The organism is Enterococcus sp. 12C11_DIV0727 (genome assembly GCF_002148425.2).
GTDB classification, from domain to species: domain Bacteria; phylum Bacillota; class Bacilli; order Lactobacillales; family Enterococcaceae; genus Enterococcus_L; species Enterococcus_L lemimoniae.
In genome coordinates this window covers 357,015-376,319 of sequence record NZ_CP147248.1, presented here as the reverse complement: position 1 = coordinate 376,319, position 19,305 = coordinate 357,015, and the positions used below count along the sequence as shown (strand labels likewise).

Annotated in this window: 15 protein-coding genes, 1 other RNA gene and 1 pseudogene; 4 read left to right on the top strand and 13 right to left on the bottom strand. The window is 37.2% G+C overall.

Annotation, left to right across the window (positions count from 1 at the left end):
* Window positions 1-4: 4 nt before the first annotated feature.
* The 3 genes from trmD to A5866_RS01865 form a co-directional block, all read right to left on the bottom strand.
* Window positions 5-751 carry a tRNA (guanosine(37)-N1)-methyltransferase TrmD gene (gene trmD / locus A5866_RS01875; RefSeq protein ID WP_086444536.1) on the bottom strand — a complete coding sequence of 249 codons (747 nt, stop codon included), beginning with the start codon at window positions 749-751 and terminating at the stop codon, window positions 5-7.
* Window positions 741-1,265 carry a ribosome maturation factor RimM gene (gene rimM, locus A5866_RS01870; RefSeq protein WP_086281874.1) on the bottom strand — a complete coding sequence of 175 codons (525 nt, stop codon included), beginning with the start codon at window positions 1,263-1,265 and terminating at the stop codon, window positions 741-743. Before rimM ends, trmD begins: the two co-directional genes overlap by 11 nt.
* Before the next feature lie 130 nt (window positions 1,266-1,395).
* Window positions 1,396-2,763: an Nramp family divalent metal transporter gene (locus tag A5866_RS01865; RefSeq protein ID WP_086281875.1), complete on the bottom strand. Its 1,368-nt coding sequence runs from the start codon at window positions 2,761-2,763 to the stop codon at window positions 1,396-1,398.
* A 498-nt stretch (window positions 2,764-3,261) separates the two neighbouring features.
* On the opposite strand from A5866_RS01865, the pseudogene A5866_RS01860 reads away from it, so the two are divergent.
* A pseudogene (locus A5866_RS01860) lies at window positions 3,262-3,651 on the top strand (TVP38/TMEM64 family protein); the annotation flags it as partial.
* A gap of 83 nt (window positions 3,652-3,734) precedes the next feature.
* Window positions 3,735-5,537, top strand: coding sequence for a glycerophosphoryl diester phosphodiesterase membrane domain-containing protein (locus A5866_RS01855; RefSeq protein ID WP_086444538.1), 1,803 nt, complete (start codon window positions 3,735-3,737; stop codon window positions 5,535-5,537).
* Between the two features lie 52 nt (window positions 5,538-5,589).
* Here the strand turns inward: A5866_RS01855 and nth are convergent, their stop codons facing one another.
* The 7 genes from nth to A5866_RS01820 all read right to left on the bottom strand — a co-directional run bounded on the left by nth (window position 5,590) and on the right by A5866_RS01820 (window position 11,293).
* Window positions 5,590-6,237: an endonuclease III gene (gene nth, locus A5866_RS01850; RefSeq protein WP_086444539.1), complete on the bottom strand. Its 648-nt coding sequence runs from the start codon at window positions 6,235-6,237 to the stop codon at window positions 5,590-5,592.
* Window positions 6,238-6,248: 11 nt separating this feature from the next.
* Window positions 6,249-6,965 carry a DnaD domain protein gene (locus tag A5866_RS01845; RefSeq protein ID WP_086444540.1) on the bottom strand — a complete coding sequence of 239 codons (717 nt, stop codon included), beginning with the start codon at window positions 6,963-6,965 and terminating at the stop codon, window positions 6,249-6,251.
* Window positions 6,966-6,994: 29 nt separating this feature from the next.
* Entirely contained in the window at window positions 6,995-8,494 is a 1,500-nt protein-coding gene (locus A5866_RS01840; RefSeq protein ID WP_086444541.1) for a carboxypeptidase M32, read from the bottom strand.
* A 10-nt stretch (window positions 8,495-8,504) separates the two neighbouring features.
* The gene (locus tag A5866_RS01835; protein ID WP_086281881.1) at window positions 8,505-9,668 is read right to left on the bottom strand and encodes a THUMP domain-containing class I SAM-dependent RNA methyltransferase; all 1,164 of its coding nucleotides are present in this window, start codon (window positions 9,666-9,668) and stop codon (window positions 8,505-8,507) included.
* Between the two features lie 115 nt (window positions 9,669-9,783).
* An RNA gene (rnpB, locus tag A5866_RS01830) (RNase P RNA component class B) lies at window positions 9,784-10,198 on the bottom strand.
* 23 nt (window positions 10,199-10,221) lie between these two features.
* Window positions 10,222-10,656, bottom strand: coding sequence for a cell division regulator GpsB (gene gpsB / locus A5866_RS01825; RefSeq protein WP_086281882.1), 435 nt, complete (start codon window positions 10,654-10,656; stop codon window positions 10,222-10,224).
* 94 nt (window positions 10,657-10,750) lie between these two features.
* The gene (locus tag A5866_RS01820) at window positions 10,751-11,293 is read right to left on the bottom strand and encodes a DUF1273 domain-containing protein (protein ID WP_086444542.1); all 543 of its coding nucleotides are present in this window, start codon (window positions 11,291-11,293) and stop codon (window positions 10,751-10,753) included.
* A gap of 61 nt (window positions 11,294-11,354) precedes the next feature.
* Between A5866_RS01820 and recU the strand changes: the two genes are divergently transcribed.
* Together recU and A5866_RS01810 are read left to right on the top strand one after the other, a co-directional pair.
* A complete protein-coding gene (recU, locus tag A5866_RS01815) occupies window positions 11,355-11,996 on the top strand; it encodes a Holliday junction resolvase RecU (RefSeq protein ID WP_086444543.1) in 642 nt (213 codons plus the stop codon).
* Complete coding sequence (locus tag A5866_RS01810) at window positions 11,986-14,322, top strand: PBP1A family penicillin-binding protein (protein ID WP_086444544.1); 2,337 nt, start codon at window positions 11,986-11,988, stop codon at window positions 14,320-14,322. The genes recU and A5866_RS01810 overlap by 11 nt, the downstream gene beginning before the upstream one ends.
* Before the next feature lie 61 nt (window positions 14,323-14,383).
* Here the strand turns inward: A5866_RS01810 and A5866_RS01805 are convergent, their stop codons facing one another.
* The 3 genes from A5866_RS01805 to A5866_RS01795 form a co-directional block, all read right to left on the bottom strand.
* Window positions 14,384-15,985: a CTP synthase gene (locus A5866_RS01805; RefSeq protein WP_086445525.1), complete on the bottom strand. Its 1,602-nt coding sequence runs from the start codon at window positions 15,983-15,985 to the stop codon at window positions 14,384-14,386.
* Window positions 15,986-16,229: 244 nt separating this feature from the next.
* Complete coding sequence (locus A5866_RS01800) at window positions 16,230-17,900, bottom strand: peptide ABC transporter substrate-binding protein (RefSeq protein ID WP_086445526.1); 1,671 nt, start codon at window positions 17,898-17,900, stop codon at window positions 16,230-16,232.
* A gap of 32 nt (window positions 17,901-17,932) precedes the next feature.
* Window positions 17,933-19,303, bottom strand: coding sequence for a transglutaminase domain-containing protein (locus A5866_RS01795; RefSeq protein ID WP_086444545.1), 1,371 nt, complete (start codon window positions 19,301-19,303; stop codon window positions 17,933-17,935).
* Window positions 19,304-19,305: the final 2 nt, after the last annotated feature.

Sequence of the window (19,305 nt, the reverse complement as noted above, 5' to 3'; positions counted from 1 at the left end):
AAACTTAGTTACCTTCCTTTTTTTCGTTACGTAGCTCTTCCAACCACTTTTCTTGTTGCTCAGTTAATACTACTTTTTCAAGCATGTCTGAGCGACGCTCTAAGGTTCTTCTCAATGATTCTTTTTGTTGCCACTCATCGATTAATTTATGGTTACCATTCGTTAAAACTGCTGGTACACTCATTCCATTAAATTCAGCAGGACGGGTATACTGTGGATGCTCTAGTAAACCTGTTGAATGAGAATCCGTTTGAGCAGACAGTTTATTGCCTAAAACATCTGGCAGTAAGCGTACCGTCGCGTCAATCATCACCATTGCACCCAATTCTCCACCAGTTAATACATAATCCCCTAATGAAACTTCATCTGTCACAAGCGAACGAATCCGTTCATCGTATCCTTCATAATGACCGCAGATAAACACCAAATGCTCTTCTTCCGAAAACTCTTCCGCCATTTTTTGGTCAAACTGCTTACCAGCTGGATCAAGCAAAATCACTCTTTTTTTTGTTTCTGGTGCGGCTTCTTCAATTCTGCGCAAGTTATCATAAATTGGCTGAACCTTTAGCAACATACCTGCTCCGCCACCATAAGGATAATCATCTACGGACTGGTGTTTATTGTCTGCATGATCCCTAAAGTTTGAGATATTGATTTCCAATAGATTTTTCTCTACGGCTTTTCCGATGATCGATTCACCTAGTGGTCCTTCGAACATTCTAGGAAATAACGTTAACACATCAATCTTCATCGTCAATCAAACCTTCTGGAATTTCTACATGAACCACATTATTCTCTAAATCGATTGACTTAACAACTGATTCAATATAAGGAATTAAGGCATCTTTTTTCTTTGGTCGCTGAACGACCCAAACATCGTTTGCTCCTGGTGAAAGGATTTCTTTGATTTTGCCCAATTCTTTATCATGCTCATCAACAACAGTCAACCCAATGATTTGATGATAGTAAAATTCATTTTCTGGTAGGTCAGTTAATTTTTCTTTTGATACTTTCAAAATACCATCACGATATTTTTCAACATCGTTAATAGAAGAATGATTTTCAAACGTCACGATGTCAAAATTTTTATGCTTCCGATGAGATTGGATCGTTAATTCGATCGGCGCCTTTTTCTCTTGAAATAACGTCAAGACTGTTCCTTTTTTATAACGTAACTCCGGAAAATCTGTTTGAGAAATCACACGAACTTCCCCTTTTAAGCCTTGGGTATTGACGATTTTCCCAACATTTAAATATTCAGTCACTTAAAGCCCTCATTTCAAAATTTTAGTCTTTTTCATTTTACCATTTCTATAGTTTGAATTCTATCAACTTCTATTATATCTTACGCAAAAAGAAAGCAATTCACAGATGAATTACTTTCTTTTCATTTTTTTAAGCATTCACACCAGTTAATGTTCCGTAAATCAAAAACAAATTCAAGGCGGTCAAAACGATTGCAATGATCCAGGCCAACACTTTGACCCAGGTTGGATTGGCAAACCTGCCCATGATTTTTTTATCACTAGTGTACAAGGTCAATGGAATGATCGATACTGGTAAGGCAATACTTAAAAATACTTGTGTATATAACAATAAGTCTTCAACTGCTGACTCGCTGCCACCGTAAATAATTACACAGACGATAACCGGCACGATTGCAATCAAACGAGTCACAACGCGACGCATCCATAGAGGCATTCTTAAATGGATAAAACCTTCCATCACGATTTGTCCGGAAAGTGTTCCTGTAATTGTAGAATTTTGACCAGAAGCAAGCAACGCAATCGCAAATAAAATACTTAATACAGGACTGGCGATGTTTCCAACGATATCTGGATTCTTCAATGCATCAAATAAATCGACAAATTTTCCTAAATCACTATTGGTTCCATAAAATAATGCTCCACCTAAAATCAGCAATAAACAGTTTACAATAAATGCGATCGTCAATTGAATATTTGAATCCCAAATCGTAAACCGAATGGCTTTTGCTTTTTCTTTATCATCATTGCGATCGAATTTTCTAGCTTGAGCAATAGATGAATGTAAGTATAAGTTATGAGGCATTACAGTCGCCCCTACAATCCCTAGCGCTAAAAACAACATTGATTTATCAGTGGCAATTCTTATATCCGGAATAAATCCTCGCATTACCTCACCAATATTGGGATCAGCAAGTGCTACTTCATAAGCAAAAACAAAAAAGATAACAGCAATTAAACAAGCAACGATCGCTTCAATTTTTCTAAAGCCCATTTTTGTTAAAAGGAGTAATAATAACACATCAAAAGTTGTAATCAAAACCCCGATCAATAATGGAAACCCAAACAGTAACTGTAAGGCAACTGCTCCACCAATTACTTCGGCAATATCTGTTGCCATGATCGCAAGTTCTGTAATGATCCACAAAACAAAACCTGTTTTCTTACTAGTATGTTCTCTTGTTGCTTGTGCTAAATCTCGACCTGTCACGATTCCTAATTTAGCCGCCATCCCTTGAAGTAGCATAGCAATCAAGCTTGATAACAAAATGACACTTAATAGTGCATACTTATATTCCGCACCACCTGCAATCGATGTGATCCAATTGCCGGGATCCATATAACCAACGGCAACTAAGGCTCCTGGTCCACTATAAGCTAATAATGTCCGCCAAAAGCTGGCATTTTTCGGTACCTCAACAGTATTATTGATTTCTTCCAAGCTTGGACCATTTGCATAATCCAATAAATGTTCTTTCTCTTTGTTCTCTTCTACCATAATTATCCTTCTTCCATCTATAAAACATCAGGTTTATATAATTTAATTTTTAGGTGTACCATAACTCTTAAATTAATTATAGACCTCTCATTCTTGCTTGTAAATAGAAAATGCTCAGTTATTTTTTCTTTTAGGGCTAAAGTAGGATGTTTTTAGCTGTTGTTCTTTGTATAATGTTCCTATCAAGTTGTTTCTTACAACTTTGTTCGTCTAAAATAATAAATAACAATGGTAAAATAATAAGAAGACTTTTATACTAGATGTAGTTACTTTAAGGAGATGATAGACATGAGCATCGCGCTTTCAAGAAAAATTATTAATTGCATTTCAATCGTAGGAATTATTGCAACGATTGCTGTGACGATTTACTTTATACGATTAGGTGTGTTTAAAGACGTCGACGCATTGAGAGGATTAGTTGGTGACTCGGTGATCTTAGGTCCGATCTTGTTCATGTTGATTCAGATCATTCAAGTGGTGATTCCAATTATACCAGGTGGTATTAGTTGTGCCGCTGGTGTATTGATTTTTGGTCCATTTGCTGGATTTATCTATAATTACGTAGGAATCGCAATTGGGTCTGTGATTATTTTCTTATTGGGACGACAATACGGCAAACCTTTTATTTTAAGTTTAGTCAGTGATAAAACCTATAATAAATATATCGGTTGGCTGGATAACGAAAAACGTTTTGAAAGACTTTTCGCACTGGCGATTTTCCTCCCTATCGCACCAGATGATGCCCTTTGCTTAATGGCTGGTTTAACTAAAATGTCATTGAAGAAATTCACTTTGATCATTATTTTAGCAAAACCTGTTTCAATTTTCTTATACAGCTTGGCATTGATTTATGGTGGTACATTCTTAAACGGTTTACTAGGCTTTTAGAGCATTAAAATATATAATAGAATCTAGTAGGATCGGATGCATTTGTATCCTATCCTCTTTTATTTTGTAAGGGTGGATAAATAATGAAATATTTAAAAAATAGTTTTAAAAATATGCTAGACTTTTTTGCTGGTACATCCGCATATTTCCGCGATGTTTTGTTGATGCATGGCTTTATGATCTTTATACTGCTCCCTCTTTTGGCTAGTTCGACCCGATTTATTTTAAAGCAAGGAAAAATAGACTATCTATCTTATGATACGATTCCAATTATTTTTTCAAAACATCCTGGGGTTCTCGTCGCATTGCTGATCGTCTTATTGATGATCGTAGTAGCTGTCTTTTTTGAATTTACGTTTTTACTTTTAAGTATTTTCTTTATCAAGAAAAAAGAACCGATTTCTTTAACAAATTTACTTAAAGGAACATTGCTTCAACTTAAAAAGATTCGATTTAGCACCCTTTTATTTTTCCTATTTTATTTTTTCTTAGTTCTACCACTAAGCGGTTTAGGCTTTAATTCAGATCTATTGGCAAAAATCAAAATTCCAGCCTTTATAATGGACTTCATCTTTGCTAACCGCGTAACGATTATTGCCTTAGTCGTTTTAGGTTACTTGATCTTCTTTTATCTTTCGATTCGTTTGATTTTTGCACTGCCAGAAATGATTTTACGTGATGTTCCGTTTCGACAAGCGGTCAGAGAAAGTTGGCGCTCAACGAAACATCATTTCTTTAGAATTTTAGGTCAGTTTATTGTGATTGGCGGCAGTATTATTATTGTATTTGTACTTAGTTATACACTGATCCTAACTGTGCAAGCCATCATCGAAACTGCTTTGCCAAGTTACGCTTTAGTTAGCGCCGTTGTTGCGATGACTCTTTTACAAATTTTTTTACTCCTTAATATTATCTTTACAACTGTTGGAATATTTTATATCACGATCGATTATATGGATGACGAGGGGTTTCTACCAGAATTACCACAATGGTTTTTCGATCAACCAAAACAAGTAAGAAAAGAATGGTCGTTTTTTAAAATTGGCCTATTTGCTTTCACCGCTGCTTTATTTGGAATTGGTGTTGGAACATACAATACGAATTACTTGAGCAACCCTTCAGTCACTGAACCTTTGACAATCTCACATCGAGGTGTAGATGCTGCCAACGGTGTTCAAAATACCTTGCCGGCCCTTGAAAAAACGAGCTTAGAAAAACCAACTTATGTTGAGATGGATATCCAAGAAACCAAAGATAAACAGTTTGTTGTCATGCATGATTTCAACTTAAAAAAACTAACAGGCGTCGACAAAAGACCAAATCAATTAACCTTGACCGAATTGACTAAACTAACGGCAAAAGAAAATGGGATGGAAGCAGCTGTTTGCTCCTTTGATGATTATCTTGAAAAAGCAAAAGAATTAAACCAAAAACTGTTGATTGAAATTAAAACAACACCGCAAGATAGTTCCGATCTAGTCAAACGCTTTACGCAAAAATATCGCAAAACTATTTTGTCAGAAAAACATATCCTGCATACGTTGACCTTTAATACTGCAACAGAACTGAAGGAACAAGAACCAGATTTCTACGTGGGCTATATTCTTCCCTTCAATATTGTAGGCCCGCCAATCTCAAATGTTGATTTCTTTACGATGGAATATACCACTTTAAATCGCAATTTTATTAATGCAGCTCATAATGATGGAAAGAGCGTTTATGCTTGGACGGTCAATGACGAAGATACGATGACTCGGATGATGTTTTATGGTGTAGATGGTATTGTCACAGATGAATTAAAGCTACTCAATGAAACAATCAAAACGGATTTAGATGAGCTTACCTACTCAGATAAACTCTTCCACTTTGTAATTGGGATTGGCTAAAATAAAAGAGTACCGTGAAAACATAACAATGTTTACGGTACTCTTTTATTTTTTATTTCGCGCTCATCCGCGTCTTGCCTTCTTGGCACATATAAAGAAGTGGGCAAATATCACATTTTGGATTTCGTGCCAGACAATGATAACGACCGAAAAAAATCATCGTATGATGGGTTTTGACCCATAGTTCCTTCGGTATTTTTCGCATCAATGTTTGTTCAACTTCCATGACATTAGCGTCTAATTTGCAGATACGTAAACGTTTTGATACTCGCTCAACATGTGTATCAACTGCGATAGCAGGTTCACCAAAAGCATCCCCCATTACCACATTAGCCGTCTTACGCCCAACACCAGGCAAGGTAACAAGCTCTTCACGAGTTTCAGGTACTTTCCCGTCAAATTGGTCCAATAGTTGTGTAGCACACGCCTTGATATTTTTTGCTTTATTACGATACAACCCAATCGTTTTGATTTTTTGAATAATGTCCTCTACTGGAGCTTGTGCTAACGCAACAGGTGTTGGGTAAGCTGCAAATAACGCAGGTGTTGCCTTATTTACAGATACATCAGTTGCTTGAGCACTTAAAATAACTGCAATCAATAGCTGAAATGGACTTTTATGTGTTAGTTCACAGGCTGCGTCCGGAAACATGTCATACATAATTTCAATAGCTTCCATTGTTTTTTCTTTGGACAGCATTTACCTACCTCCTACTCACTATCTTCTGGATTAAGCCAATTGTGGAGAGTAACTTTCGGAATTGGCTCATTTGCAGCGCCTTGTTGCTCGATTTCTTTTTGAATCAGCGCCTGTTTTCTACGCTTTTGATCTTCAGCGACTTGCTCTTTTGTTGTAATATTTTTACGTTCCCAAGCAAGTAAAATACGATCGATATACTTTAAGCTGTATGCTTGATTCAATACAGCCTCTCTTAGTGCTAATCGAATCAGTTCAGGTTGGTAATGATCTGTTTCTAGCCATTGACCAATCATTTCAAGTTCGATTGGCGATAACTGGCGGCCAAATTCTTTTTCAAACCCTTGATATAATTGTTTGATGGTTTCTTCTGAGGAACGTTCTTGCTGTTTTACCGTTTGATTTTGTTTTAACAATGAAATTTTCTCAAAAATTGGCAGCAAATCATACGTATCCATCATTTGCCCTTGCTCATTTTGCTTTGTTTGAATAATTAAAAAACCACGTGAAACGAGCTGATTTAATAGCTTATAAATAACATCGATCGGCTTTCCCATGATTTGACTGATCTCAGCTAGATCTGGAAATAAATCGCCTTTTGCTTGAGAATGAAACAATTGTAGCCAAAATAGAAACTCTTCATCAGCCAAGCCAATCTTTTGGTAATTCTCAATCACTAAGTTGGAGACAGTCGTTTCGCCGGCTTTTAGATATTCATTGATTGATAACATAACTGCTCCCTCATTTCTGTTCCTTTGAATCATTCTGTAATTTTATAAACGTCGTAATAAATTGATTTCATATAGTCGATCAAATATTGCGGATTAAGTGCTTCACCTGTTGCATCCATTATCAGTTGATTAGGTTTTCTTGATGCACCATATTGATGGATATGCTCTGTTAACCAGTTCTTGATCACTGAATAATCATCACTAGCTAAAATAGTATCTACATCGATCTCTTGTCCCATAGCATGACGAAGTTGCGCTGCATACATATAACCTAAAGCATACGAAGGGAAATAGCCAAAGCTACCGCCAGACCAATGAACATCCTGGACAATACCTTCTAAATCATTTTCCGGGCGAATGCCAAGATATTCCTCATACTTATCATTCCAAATTTGTGGTAAATCAGCCACAGAAACATCCTCATTAAAAATCATCTTTTCAATTTCATAACGAATAATAATATGCAGAGGATAGGTTAGACTATCTGCCTCGATTCGAACCAAACTCGCTTTCGTCTCTTTCAACGAATCGTAGAAAGTCTCGAAATCAATATCATCAAAGGTACCTTCTGTGCACTCTTTGAAAAATGGAAATTGTTTTTGCCAAAATTGCTTATTACTCCCAATAATAATCTCATTAAATAACGATTGAGACTCATGGATTCCCATAGAAGCTCCTGTAGCTAGCGGTGTGTAATCATACTTCGAGTCAATGCTTTGCTCATAAATACCATGACCAGCTTCATGAATCACACCAAAAGTTGCCATTGTAAAGTCAGTTTCATCCCAACGAGTCGTAATTCGTGCATCTTTGCGATTTAACGCCAACATAAACGGATGTACCGTATCATCCAAGCGTCCACGTGAAAAATCATAGCCCAACTGCTCTGCAACACCTGATACAAATCTTCTTTGTTGCGCTTTCGTTACTTGTCTAGATAAGAAATCAGTACGTGGAACAGTTCCTTTTTCAGCAACGGTAGTTCTAATTTCCATGATTCCAGCTTTTACTTGAGCAAAAATTTGATCTAATTTTTCAACAGTCAAACCTGGCTCATATTGATTTAGTAAAACATCATAGTTTGTGGCTTCATCTTTTTTCCAATAAGGGATAAATTCCTTTAGGAAATCAACGATTGTTTGAATTTCATTTTTCATTTCAGCAAAATCTTTTGCTTTCCGCGCTTTTAGCCAAGCGGCATGAGCATTAGTCAAAGCGGTGTTATACGCTTGCATCCGTTCTGCGGGAATACTATGATTCAGTTCATAATCTTCTTTGACTTTATTGTACACAGCTAAGCCGACTTCTGATAATTCTTCAGAATGGTCCTCAAAATAAGCTAATGCTTCTTGGACTTTTGGTCCCACACTACGCTCAAAGGCCATTCCGGAGATATAGCCAACAGTTTCTCCACGGAAATCACTACTTGCTTCTGGCATTCCAGTTTGGCTATCCCATTCTAATAAACCGATCGCTTCAGTTAATAATTGGATCTCTTTGATTTCATTTAAAAATTCTTGTTCTTTCATACCCGTTCACCTACTCTTCTCTTGGTTTTCTTGGAGGTCTTTCACCCCAATATTGGAATAAATCAGTTCGTAAAGCACCGTTATACAGTTTTCTCTTCTTGGTCGCTCTTGCTCCGTAATATTGTTCAAAGGTTAAATCACTCGTCAAAATATATTTACTCCATGTTTTAAGCGGACGGAAAACTTCTCCCATCTCTTTATATAGTTTCCGAACAGATTCTTCTTCCCCTAAACGTTCACCATAAGGCGGATTGGCAACCATTACGCCGTACTCTTTTTCTGTTGTAAAATCATGTAAGGCTAGTTGCTTGAAGGTAATGGAATCGCCTAACCCAATTTCTTCAGCATTGGCTTTTGCAATTTCAATCATTTTTCCATTGATGTCTGACCCCATAATATCTAATTCGATGTCATAATCAGCTTGTTCATCTGCTTCTTTCCGAACCTTTTCAAAAATTGCTGCATCAAACCAATCCCACGTTTCGCAAACAAACTCACGATTAAACCCAGGTGCAATGTTATGACCGATCAAAGCGGCTTCAATACAAATCGTGCCCGATCCACAAACTGGATCAAAGAATGGACGGTCTTTACGCCAGTTTGTCAGCATCACTAAAGCCGCAGCCATGTTCTCTTTCAAAGGAGCTCCACCCTTTTCAATTCGGTAGCCTCGTTTAAATAAACTAGGACCTGTTGTATCGATAGTAACTGTCACATGATCTTTCAAAAGAGCTACCTCTAGTTGGAAAAATGCGCCCGTTTCTGCTAAAGGCACAGTTGCTGGACGATGATAAACTTCTCTTAAACGATTTACGATTGCTTTTTTAGTAATCGATTGGCAGTCAGGTGTACTATATAATTTAGATTTGATTGATTTACCAGCCACAGGAAATTCAGCATCCATTGGCAAATAATCTTCCCAAGGTAAAGCTTTGACTTTTTCAAATAACTCATCAAAACTAAACGCATCGAATTCACCAACAATAATCTTGATTCGATCCGCCGTACGTAACCATAAGTTAGCTGTAGCAATCGTTTCCATTGTCCCTTCAAATAGGGCTTTTCCATTTTCGACTTCACAAGGAATCCCTAAATCACGAAGTTCTTTTCCTACTAATGCTTCTAAACCACTCGCTGCAGTTGCAACAAGCTTGAATGTTTTTTCTTTTGTCATCATATCTCCCCTTGTTCTTATTTAAGAACGACTTGATTATCTATCTGAAATGATTTCTTACTTTAAAAAAAGCCTTCACAACAGAGTTGGAAGGTCATCCTGAATAATTGTAATTTTCTGTAAGCCATGTTCTGTATCGAATGCCTCTCAGGGAAAGACATACGACGGTCATCATCTATCTGCAGAAATAATTCTGCCTCTTCTACTCGTTCATTTCCTTTAGAAGAGCGCCCCTACCATTGTTTGGGTTGCTCGCTCGAGGGGTTTACCGCGTTCCACCAATTTCGTTTCCAAAATTGCTTCGTCACTGTGGCACTTTCAAGGGTACTTTGACATAGCCGAAACCTTAGTCATTTTTCCTGCCGTTACTCTAAATAGTACAATCAGCTTGTTCGAAAACTTACCCATCTTACTATATCAAGTACCTTAGCTTATGATTTCGCTAAGCACGAACACTACAGACATCTCAGTCTGTGCGAGCATGGACTTTCCTCAGCCTGAATAAATTCAAACCGCGATCACCCGAAAATTACAAAAAAGTTGTTAAGAAAAATTAAAATTGACGTGTTTCAGAGTTATCAATTTCACGTTCATATGAGTTATGATGCAAATTACTTTCATATGGATTAGAATGGCTCATTCCTGAAATCGGATTTGAAGCAGGAGTATCATCTAATTTTTTGCCAAATACTTCACGCTCTAAATTAGATAAACGTTTTAGAATATCAAAGTTTGTGACAGCAGCACTTTTCGGCATTTCTTGTGCATTACGTGTCGGCATCGCTTGTTGTACTTTAGATGCTTGATCAAGTTTAGCTAGTAAGCGATTATTTTCTTCTTGCAAGGTTAAAAGCTCTTTGTTGTACGCTTCATAATCTTTGATCACGTTATCTAAAAATTCATCAACTTCAACTGGATCATAACCGCGCATTTTTGTTTTAAATTCTTTTTGTAAAATATCTTTTGGACTGTATACTAAATTTGCCATACTTACACCTCATTAGTTTTCTTTGATTAGGATAAAAGTTCATAGTTCAACAGCATTATTGTATCGGAAAATCGTCAGAAAATCAAACAGATTCTTACGATTCCATCGAGTTTTGTAAATCATCCATTGTTATTAGGCGGATTTCATAGGGAAATTTCTCAGAAAAAAGTTCTGCATCCTTTAAAAAATACTCTGTCTTACCAGGATATTCCTTATCATAAACAAGCAAGCTAGCGCCGGAATGTTCTAATAAAAACCGTGTATGCATTTTTAATTGCGCTGGAGATTTATAAGGCTGATGACTGACAGAATCCACAAAATCTGCTAAAAGTTCAATTTTTACTAAATTTGCCTGATTTTTTTCATTCCAGTTACTCCCAAATTCTTTAAATGGATAAATCAGTCCTAATTTTAATTCTGGGTAATCATTTTTCAATTCTGCCACAACTTCTGCTGCCCAAATCTCCGTACCAAGGTTGCCAGAAACCAAAACCCACTCTAATCCAGTGTCCAAATAGCCTATAATTTCTTTTTTTAATAGATTTTTAATAACTATAATTTTAGGGTCATTGTCTTGAAAAGCCCCGATTTCAAAGCTTTTATAACCAGTCACATAAAGTGTTTTTACGTTTTCCATAGACATTCCTTTTCTTTCATAAAGATTTTTTGTTATAATGTTGGCTAGGAGTGTGATAGAAATGGCTTTTCATTATCCTAATGGTACTCCCTATAATAATCATGAAGCACCACAATCAAAAAAACAAGTAAAAAAACGCAAATCAATTCAATTTGGTAAACGAGGGATGGATTTCGAAGAAAAAATCAATAAAAGTAATGCTTTTTATTTATCGCGCAATACTGCGGTCATTCATAAAAAGCCTACTCCCGTTCAAATTGTCAAAGTTGATTATCCAAGCCGCAGTGCTGCCGTAATCAAGGAAGCTTACTTTAGACAAGCCTCCACTACCGATTATAATGGTGTCTATGATGGATATTATCTGGATTTTGAAGCGAAGGAAACGAAGAATAAAACTTCTTTCCCTTTAAAAAACTTTCACCAACACCAGATCGATCATATCCAGCAATGTTTGGCGCAAAAAGGAATTTGCTTTGTTCTAATGTGGTTTTCTTCATTGAATAGATGTTTCTTTTTTAGCGGGGAAGATTTAGTAACCTATTGGTCAGAACAAGAAAGTACTGGAAAAAAATCGTTGCCTTTATCTATTATTGAAAAAAATGGGATAGAAATCCAAATTGGCATTGCACCTCAAGTACCATACTTGGATGCAGTCCGGCAACATATTCAATCAAACAAAGGAGTTGCGATTAATGACAACTGATGAAATAGGCTCACGTGCAGCCAGGCACGGACATCCTTCTGGAACGAACAATACTGAAAATACACCACCTACTAATGGTGGTAAAAAACCTAAGAAGAAACGAATTCTCTTAAAACTATTTCTAGGATTGGTTTTACTTGGTGTCTTAGGTCTGATAGCGGGGATAGGCCTTTTCTGGTCATATGCAAAAGACGCCCCTAAATTAGAGGATGATAAGCTAAGCGCCACTGTGTCTTCAAAACTCTATGATGCAAATAATGAAGTTTTTGAAGAATTGGGTGCGGAAAAACGTGAGATGATCAAACCAACTGATGTTCCACAATTGTTGAAAGACGCAGTTGTATCGGTCGAAGATAAGCGTTTTTACAAGCATAGCGGTGTTGATCCGATTCGAATTCTTGGCTCTGCTTTTTCAAATTTTAAAACAGGCGGTTTACAAGGTGGTAGTACGCTGACACAGCAATTGATCAAACTTTCTTACTTCTCTACAAAAGAGAAGGATCAAAACCTTAAACGAAAAGCTCAAGAAGCTTGGCTTGCGATTGAATTAGAAAAAGAAAAATCAAAAGAAGAAATTTTAACGTATTACATCAACAAGGTTTACATGGCCAACGGCTTATATGGTATGGAGACAGCTGCGCAATCCTATTTTGGAAAACCTTTAGCTGAACTTAATCTTCCACAAACTGCTTTGCTTGCCGGTATGCCGCAAGCGCCAAATGACTATGATCCATATGTAAAACCAGACGTTGCGAAAGAACGTCGTGATGTCGTTTTATATACTATGAAAGAAAACGATAAAATCACGCAAAAAGAATACGATGATGCAAAAGCAACACCGATCGACGATGGTCTGCAACCGTTGAAACAATCCAATGAAAACCGAAAAATCGTTGATAACTATATTAGAGAAGTCATTGCTGAAGTTGAAAGTATGGGCAAAAATGTTTATACAGATGGTTTAGATATCCATACGAATCTCGACATGAATGCACAAAAACGTCTTTATGAGATTATCAACAGTGACACATATGTAGAGTATCCTGATCAAGATTTCCAAGTCGCTTCGACCGTGATTGATGTAAAAACCGGACAAGTCAAAGCTCAAATCGGAGGTCGGAATATTCCAGATGATGTTCAGTTAGGGACTAATCTAGCGATTGAAACTGACCGTGATGTCGGTTCAACAATGAAACCGATCGCCGATTATGGGCCAGCTATTGAAAACTTGAACTATTCAACTGGCCGAATCATGATGGATCAACCGACTACCTATGAAGGAACCAATATTCCTGTTACAAATGCTGATATGCAATATTACGGTGCTCTTACAATGCGTAAAGCAATTATGTATTCTCGTAATACAACAGCGATTCGAACATTTGATGCTGTTGGTAGTGACAAATCAGCGGCCTTCTTAAAAGATTTAGGGATCGAGTTTAAAGAGATAGTTGCCGCTAATGCGATTTCTAGTAATACCAGTGATTTAGGCGGTAATAAATATGGTGTTTCTTCCTTAAAATTAGCCGCTGCCTACGCTGCTTTTGCAAATATGGGTGTCTACAACAAACCGCATTACGTCAACAAAGTCGTCTATCAAGATGGCTCCGAAGATGTCATTGAGACAGAAAGCAAACGTGCGATGAAAGATTCCACGGCTTACATGATGACAGACATGCTGAAAGATGTTATTTCTGGCGGTACAGCCTTCAATGCAGGCATACCTGGATTGATCCAAGCCGGAAAAACTGGAACCGCTAATTATACGGATGCAGACCTTGCCAACATTGGTGCCTCTGAATCATCCAGCATTGCGCCTGACAGCACGTTTGTTGGTTATACGCCTCATTATGCAGTTTCTGTCTGGACAGGCTACAAACAGCGTTTAACGCCTATTCCTTATGAATACTGGGGCACTGCTTCTGATGTTTACAGAGAAATGATGACTTATCTATCAGAAGGTGTTGCTAATGATGATTGGACTATGCCAGATACCGTGATTCGCTCTGGTAGTGAACTCTATGTTAAAGGTGCTTATGAAGAGCAACTATTGCCTTCAAGTACGACAGGTTCTGATACGTCTTCCTCTTGGAAAACGTCTATCAGTTCTGAACCTGCAACTACAAGCAGTTCTACTGTTCCATCACAAACAGAACCACCAGCATCTCAATCTAGTGAACCGCCAGCTTCATCTACACCACAAACAGAACCACCAGCATCAAGTACGCCAAGTGAAGAGCCGGCCAGCAGTGAACTACCACAATCATCCTCAGCACCACCCGTTATACAAAATAATTCATTCAGGCGACGATCATCTCCTGGTTGATAATTAAATGAAAAAGAGCTTGGGACATAACTTAAAAAGTTATGTCCCAAGCTCTTTTTGCTTATTGGTTGTTTAATGCAGCCTCAACAAATCCTTTGATTAAATGTTGTGGTCTATTCGGTCTAGAAATCAATTCTGGATGGAATTGACATGCTACAAAGAATTTTTTCTCTGGTAATTCGACGATTTCAACTAAACGATTGTCTGGTGAAACGCCTGAGAAAATTAAGCCTTTTTCTTCAAATAATTGACGGTATTTGTTATTGAACTCATAACGATGACGATGACGTTCTTGAACCACTTCTTGCCCTTCATAAGCAGCGGCTGTTACACTTCCTTTTTTAAGTTTACATGGGTATAACCCTAAACGTAACGTTCCGCCTAGATTTTCAACATTTTCTTGGTCAGCCATCAAATCAATAATATTGTTAAGAACATCTGGATTGTTTTCTGCTGAACCAGCATCTTCTAGTTTGACAACATTACGGGCAAATTCGACACAAGCCATTTGCATCCCTAAACAAATTCCTAAGAACGGCACATCGTTTTCACGAGCAAAACGGATTGCTTCGATCTTCCCTTCTACTCCGCGATCCCCAAATCCGCCTGGAACTAAGATTCCATCAGCCTCTTTCAAAACATCCGCAACATTTGCTTCTGTTAATTCTTGTGAATCGATCCAGTCGATCGCAATGTCAGAATCAAATGCAAAACCGGCATGTTTCAACGCTTCAACGACTGAAAGATACGCATCTGGAAGTTCTACATATTTCCCAACTAAGGCAATTCTAGTTGTTTTCTTCAAACCTAATACTTTTGCTTCTAAAGCACGCCACTCTGTCATATCTGCAACAGGTACATCTAGTTTCAAGTGATCACAGACAATCTGATCCATATTTTGAGCTTGTAAGGCCAAAGGAATTGAATAAAGCGTTTCTACATCGCGTGACTCAATTACAGCTTCTGGTGCTACATCACAAAATTGCGCTAATTTATTTTTCGTTCCTTGTGAAACTGGTAATTCTGTACGAATGACTAAAATATTTGGTTGAATCCCTAAACTACGTAGTTCTTTTACACTGTGTTGTGTGGGTTTAGTTTTCATTTCACCAGCAGCTTTTAGATAAGGAATCAATGTTGTATGGATATACATGACATTGTCACTGCCTACTTCTGCCTTCATTTGGCGCAGTGCTTCTAAGAATGGTAAAGATTCAATGTCACCGACTGTTCCGCCCACTTCAGTAATAATGATATCTGCATCGGTCATGCTTGCGGCTCTCATGATTTTTTCCTTGATTTCATTTGTGATATGTGGAATAACTTGAACAGTAGCACCCAAATATTCACCTTTACGTTCTTTTCTCAGCACTTCTGAATAAATTTTCCCTGTTGTCACGTTTGAATATTTATTTAGATTGATATCAATAAATCGTTCATAGTGACCTAAATCCAAGTCTGTTTCGGCACCATCATCTGTGACAAAAACTTCTCCATGTTGGTAAGGACTCATTGTTCCTGGATCCACATTGATATACGGATCAAATTTTTGAATCGTTACTTTCAAGCCGCGATTTTTTAATAAACGTCCTAAAGATGCTGCAACAATTCCCTTCCCAATCGAAGAAACTACGCCGCCTGTAACAAAGATATATTTTGTCATAATATAAAAAAACCCTTTCTCAAAATAGATTTGTAGAGATGAGTAAACAATATCCCTTTGTTTTTTACTAGCCATAAAAAACAAAAGCTCCCTATTCAAAATGAATAGGGAGCTGGAATTCGTTGTAAACTTCTGACCTTCTTAAAGGTGCCCAAGTAGTATAATACAAGCAAATTTGTTTGAGGTCAAGTGTTTCTATTGGAAGATTTCTATTTTTTTAGTCAAGTTTTAGAGCTCGTCTCATTTATTCTTTGATGTAAGCATTTTTGTATGTGCTCGTTGCACCAAAATTATGATACTCAATTCCTTCAACACCTGGACGAACAAGCTGCCCTCTGGCTTGTTGATATAAAGGAATCAAAGCAACGTCTTCTTCGATCAACACTTTTTCAGCGGCAATCAACGCTTCCCAACGTTTTTCAGGTTCATTAGCGTATTTATTTGATGCGTCATCAATCAATTGATCATATTTTTCACTACGATAGCTTGTTTTATTTTTCGTGCTGACTGAGCTTTCTAAGAAGGTCATTGGATCTTGATAATCTGGCCCCCACATGCTGACAGATAGCTCATAGTCCCCTTTTTTCATAAGTTCGATGGAATTGTTAAGAGGAACTGTTTTAACATTGATTTTTAGACCAGGTAACGTTTTTTCTAATTGTCCTTGAATAAATTCTGCTACTTTCTTATCACCATCACCATCTTTAGAAAGTAATTCGATGGTTACATCACCATTTAATTCTTTTTTCGCTTTTTCTAGGTATTCATTGGCTAATTTTTCGTCTGTTTTTACTAAATCGCCGGCTTCTTTTCGGAAATCTTCTCCTGTTTCAGGATTAGCAACAAAGTCTTTAGGAATGTATCCATAAATGTCTTTTGAACCATCTGCTAAGATATTTTCCACTAAGCTTTTCTTGTCAAGGGCATAGGCGACTGCTTTTCGGACATTTTCATTTGCGAAAATCGATGGTTTATCATTTCTCTTTTGGTTCATTCTTAATGAATAGACTTTTGAACGTTGAATTGCTTCATAATCAGGATTGTCTTTATTTTGTTTGGCAAAGTCTCCTGTCAAAATCGCTACATCCAATTCACCAGATTCATAAAGGTTGAAAACTGTGTTTGTTTCTTTTAAAACCTCAAAATGAATTTTTTCTGATTTTACTTTATCTGCATCATAATATTCTGGATTCGCAACTAAATCCCATGACATTGACGCTTGGTCCCAATTTTCCATTAAGAATGGCCCGTTTGAGACGATATTCTCGCTGGAAGTCCCATATTCTTTGCCTTTTTCAGTCACAAATTTTTCATTTTGTGGGAAGAAAGGTGAAAATGCTAGTAATGAGGTGAAATACGTGACAGGTTTTGCCATTTTGATTTCTAGTGTATAGTCATCTATTGCTTTTACCCCTAGTTCATCTGCTGATTTTTCTTCGTTTACGATCTCTGTCCCGTTTAGAATCGTCCCATCCATCAAGAAGAAGTAATTGGCTTGATTTTTAGGATCCGCCATCTTCTTCCATGCAAACACAAAATCGTTCGCTGTTACTTTATCACCATTTGACCATTTTGCATCTTCTCTTAACTTGATTTTATAGGTTTTACCATCCTCAGAAATTTCCGGCATTTCTTTGGCAACAGCTGGAATCACATTGTCTTTTTCATCTAATTGATATAATCCTTCAAAAACATTTGACTGAGCATTGACACTTGGCTCATCTTGCGTAAAAATCGTATCCATTGATCCTACTTCCGATGCTTCCATCAAATTTAGGACTTTCGCTGATTTCTGCCCAGTTGCAACTTTATCATCTGTACTATCTGCTGATTTATTACTTGAATTCCCCCCACAAGCTGATAGCAGTAATAGTGTTGTCAACAACGTGACCCCTTGTTTTAACCCTTTTTTCATACGTTCCACCATTTCCTTCTCTTTTTTATTTATTACACAAGTTCTTCCATTGAAACAAGTTCTTGTTTCACCTCTAAGTAGGCGTAAGGAAGACCTTGGTTTTGATATTCAAATTCTCCCCGCTGATTATCAATTGGATCTGCTCGTAAAAACTGTTTTGGTGGATTAAAATCCATTTGAATCTCACTATTGGCCGGCATTCTAAATATATCCAGATTACCAAAGTAATAATTCCAACGCTCTAAATCGCCGTTTCTACGCGCGCCGCCACCAAATGATAGATCAGCAAAAACCCAACCATATGGTGCCACATAAAATTGCGTCCAATCGTGACAACCTGTATAGTATTGTGACACATATAGCCCTGACTGCCATTTTGCCGGGATTTTAGCCATTCGACATAACGTAATGAACAAAATGGCTTGAACGCCGCAATCCCCTTTTAAATTGACTGCAGCATACTCTGAGATATTCTCGATCGTAAAATATTCTCGCATAAAAGAGTAATTGACTTTGGTTGTAATAAAATTATAGATTTTGCGAGCCTTTTTAATTGGGTTTGTTTCACCTGCTAAAATTTCAGCTAACAGTTGCTCCAGATAGGGTGTAAATCGAATATGAGGCAATTGTTCATTTAGTTCAAATTCCGGCTGCACCTCAGTAGCTTTTTCTGGATCTAATTCGACATAATCAACTTGGCTGATATAACTGTATTCAACTGAAAAAATTTGACCTTCTTCAAGAATCGTCTCAAAATAGACTGTTCGCTGTACTTCATGTTCTGGTGCAATAAAAGTTGCTTCAGGTGTCGTTTTCAAGATTTGAATGTCTGACGTTTGTTTACATTCTTTTGGTAACGGTAGATAAACTTTCACCTTTTCACCTGGACGTTCGTATTCTTTTTTTACCTGAATGCTAGTTTTTAAATGGATTTTGACTTTTCTGCTGGCTTTTGTTTTCATCCACTGAACATTTTCTGTCAGCTCTTGCTTGCGTAAACGATCAACTTCGTTATCTTCTTTAACAATCAATCTCGCTTCATAATCAGCCTGTGTCTTGATTAAATTCATTAAAAAGCGACGCTGAAAATGGACTTTTCCATTGATATAAAGCCAATCTACTTTTCCAGTTTCTTTTAAATGAGTCAGTTCTTGCTCGTCGTATGCCTGAAACGTTTCTTTCATCATGTTGGTTGCTTCTGTAAAGTCAAATGGATATTCATCAATGCCAACAATACGGATGATGTCTTGTTCAATCTCCAAGCGTTTTCTAAGCGACTCAGGTAATTCACTCGTTAATAGATAGGCTATCAACTTTCCTGCACCATCAAAATCACCATAATTTTTCAATTTAATGACATCTTCTGGTAACGGTACACTCATATATTTTAGATCATAATACATTT

What these genes read in the sequence shown, in the direction of transcription:
- A5866_RS01800 (WP_086445526.1), bottom strand. Translation starts at nt 17,900, where the DNA reads ATGAAAAAAGGGTTAAAACAAGGGGTCACGTTGTTGACAACACTATTA.
- A5866_RS01855 (WP_086444538.1), top strand. Translation starts at nt 3,735, where the DNA reads ATGAAATATTTAAAAAATAGTTTTAAAAATATGCTAGACTTTTTTGCT.
- A5866_RS01805 (WP_086445525.1), bottom strand. Translation starts at nt 15,985, where the DNA reads ATGACAAAATATATCTTTGTTACAGGCGGCGTAGTTTCTTCGATTGGG.
- nth (WP_086444539.1), bottom strand. Translation starts at nt 6,237, where the DNA reads ATGCTGTCCAAAGAAAAAACAATGGAAGCTATTGAAATTATGTATGAC.
- A5866_RS01810 (WP_086444544.1), top strand. Translation starts at nt 11,986, where the DNA reads ATGACAACTGATGAAATAGGCTCACGTGCAGCCAGGCACGGACATCCT.
- A5866_RS01840 (WP_086444541.1), bottom strand. Translation starts at nt 8,494, where the DNA reads ATGAAAGAACAAGAATTTTTAAATGAAATCAAAGAGATCCAATTATTA.
- A5866_RS01795 (WP_086444545.1), bottom strand. Translation starts at nt 19,303, where the DNA reads ATGTATTATGATCTAAAATATATGAGTGTACCGTTACCAGAAGATGTC.
- trmD (WP_086444536.1), bottom strand. Translation starts at nt 751, where the DNA reads ATGAAGATTGATGTGTTAACGTTATTTCCTAGAATGTTCGAAGGACCA.
- gpsB (WP_086281882.1), bottom strand. Translation starts at nt 10,656, where the DNA reads ATGGCAAATTTAGTATACAGTCCAAAAGATATTTTACAAAAAGAATTT.
- A5866_RS01865 (WP_086281875.1), bottom strand. Translation starts at nt 2,763, where the DNA reads ATGGTAGAAGAGAACAAAGAGAAAGAACATTTATTGGATTATGCAAAT.
- recU (WP_086444543.1), top strand. Translation starts at nt 11,355, where the DNA reads ATGGCTTTTCATTATCCTAATGGTACTCCCTATAATAATCATGAAGCA.
- A5866_RS01835 (WP_086281881.1), bottom strand. Translation starts at nt 9,668, where the DNA reads ATGACAAAAGAAAAAACATTCAAGCTTGTTGCAACTGCAGCGAGTGGT.
- A5866_RS01820 (WP_086444542.1), bottom strand. Translation starts at nt 11,293, where the DNA reads ATGGAAAACGTAAAAACACTTTATGTGACTGGTTATAAAAGCTTTGAA.
- A5866_RS01845 (WP_086444540.1), bottom strand. Translation starts at nt 6,965, where the DNA reads ATGTTATCAATCAATGAATATCTAAAAGCCGGCGAAACGACTGTCTCC.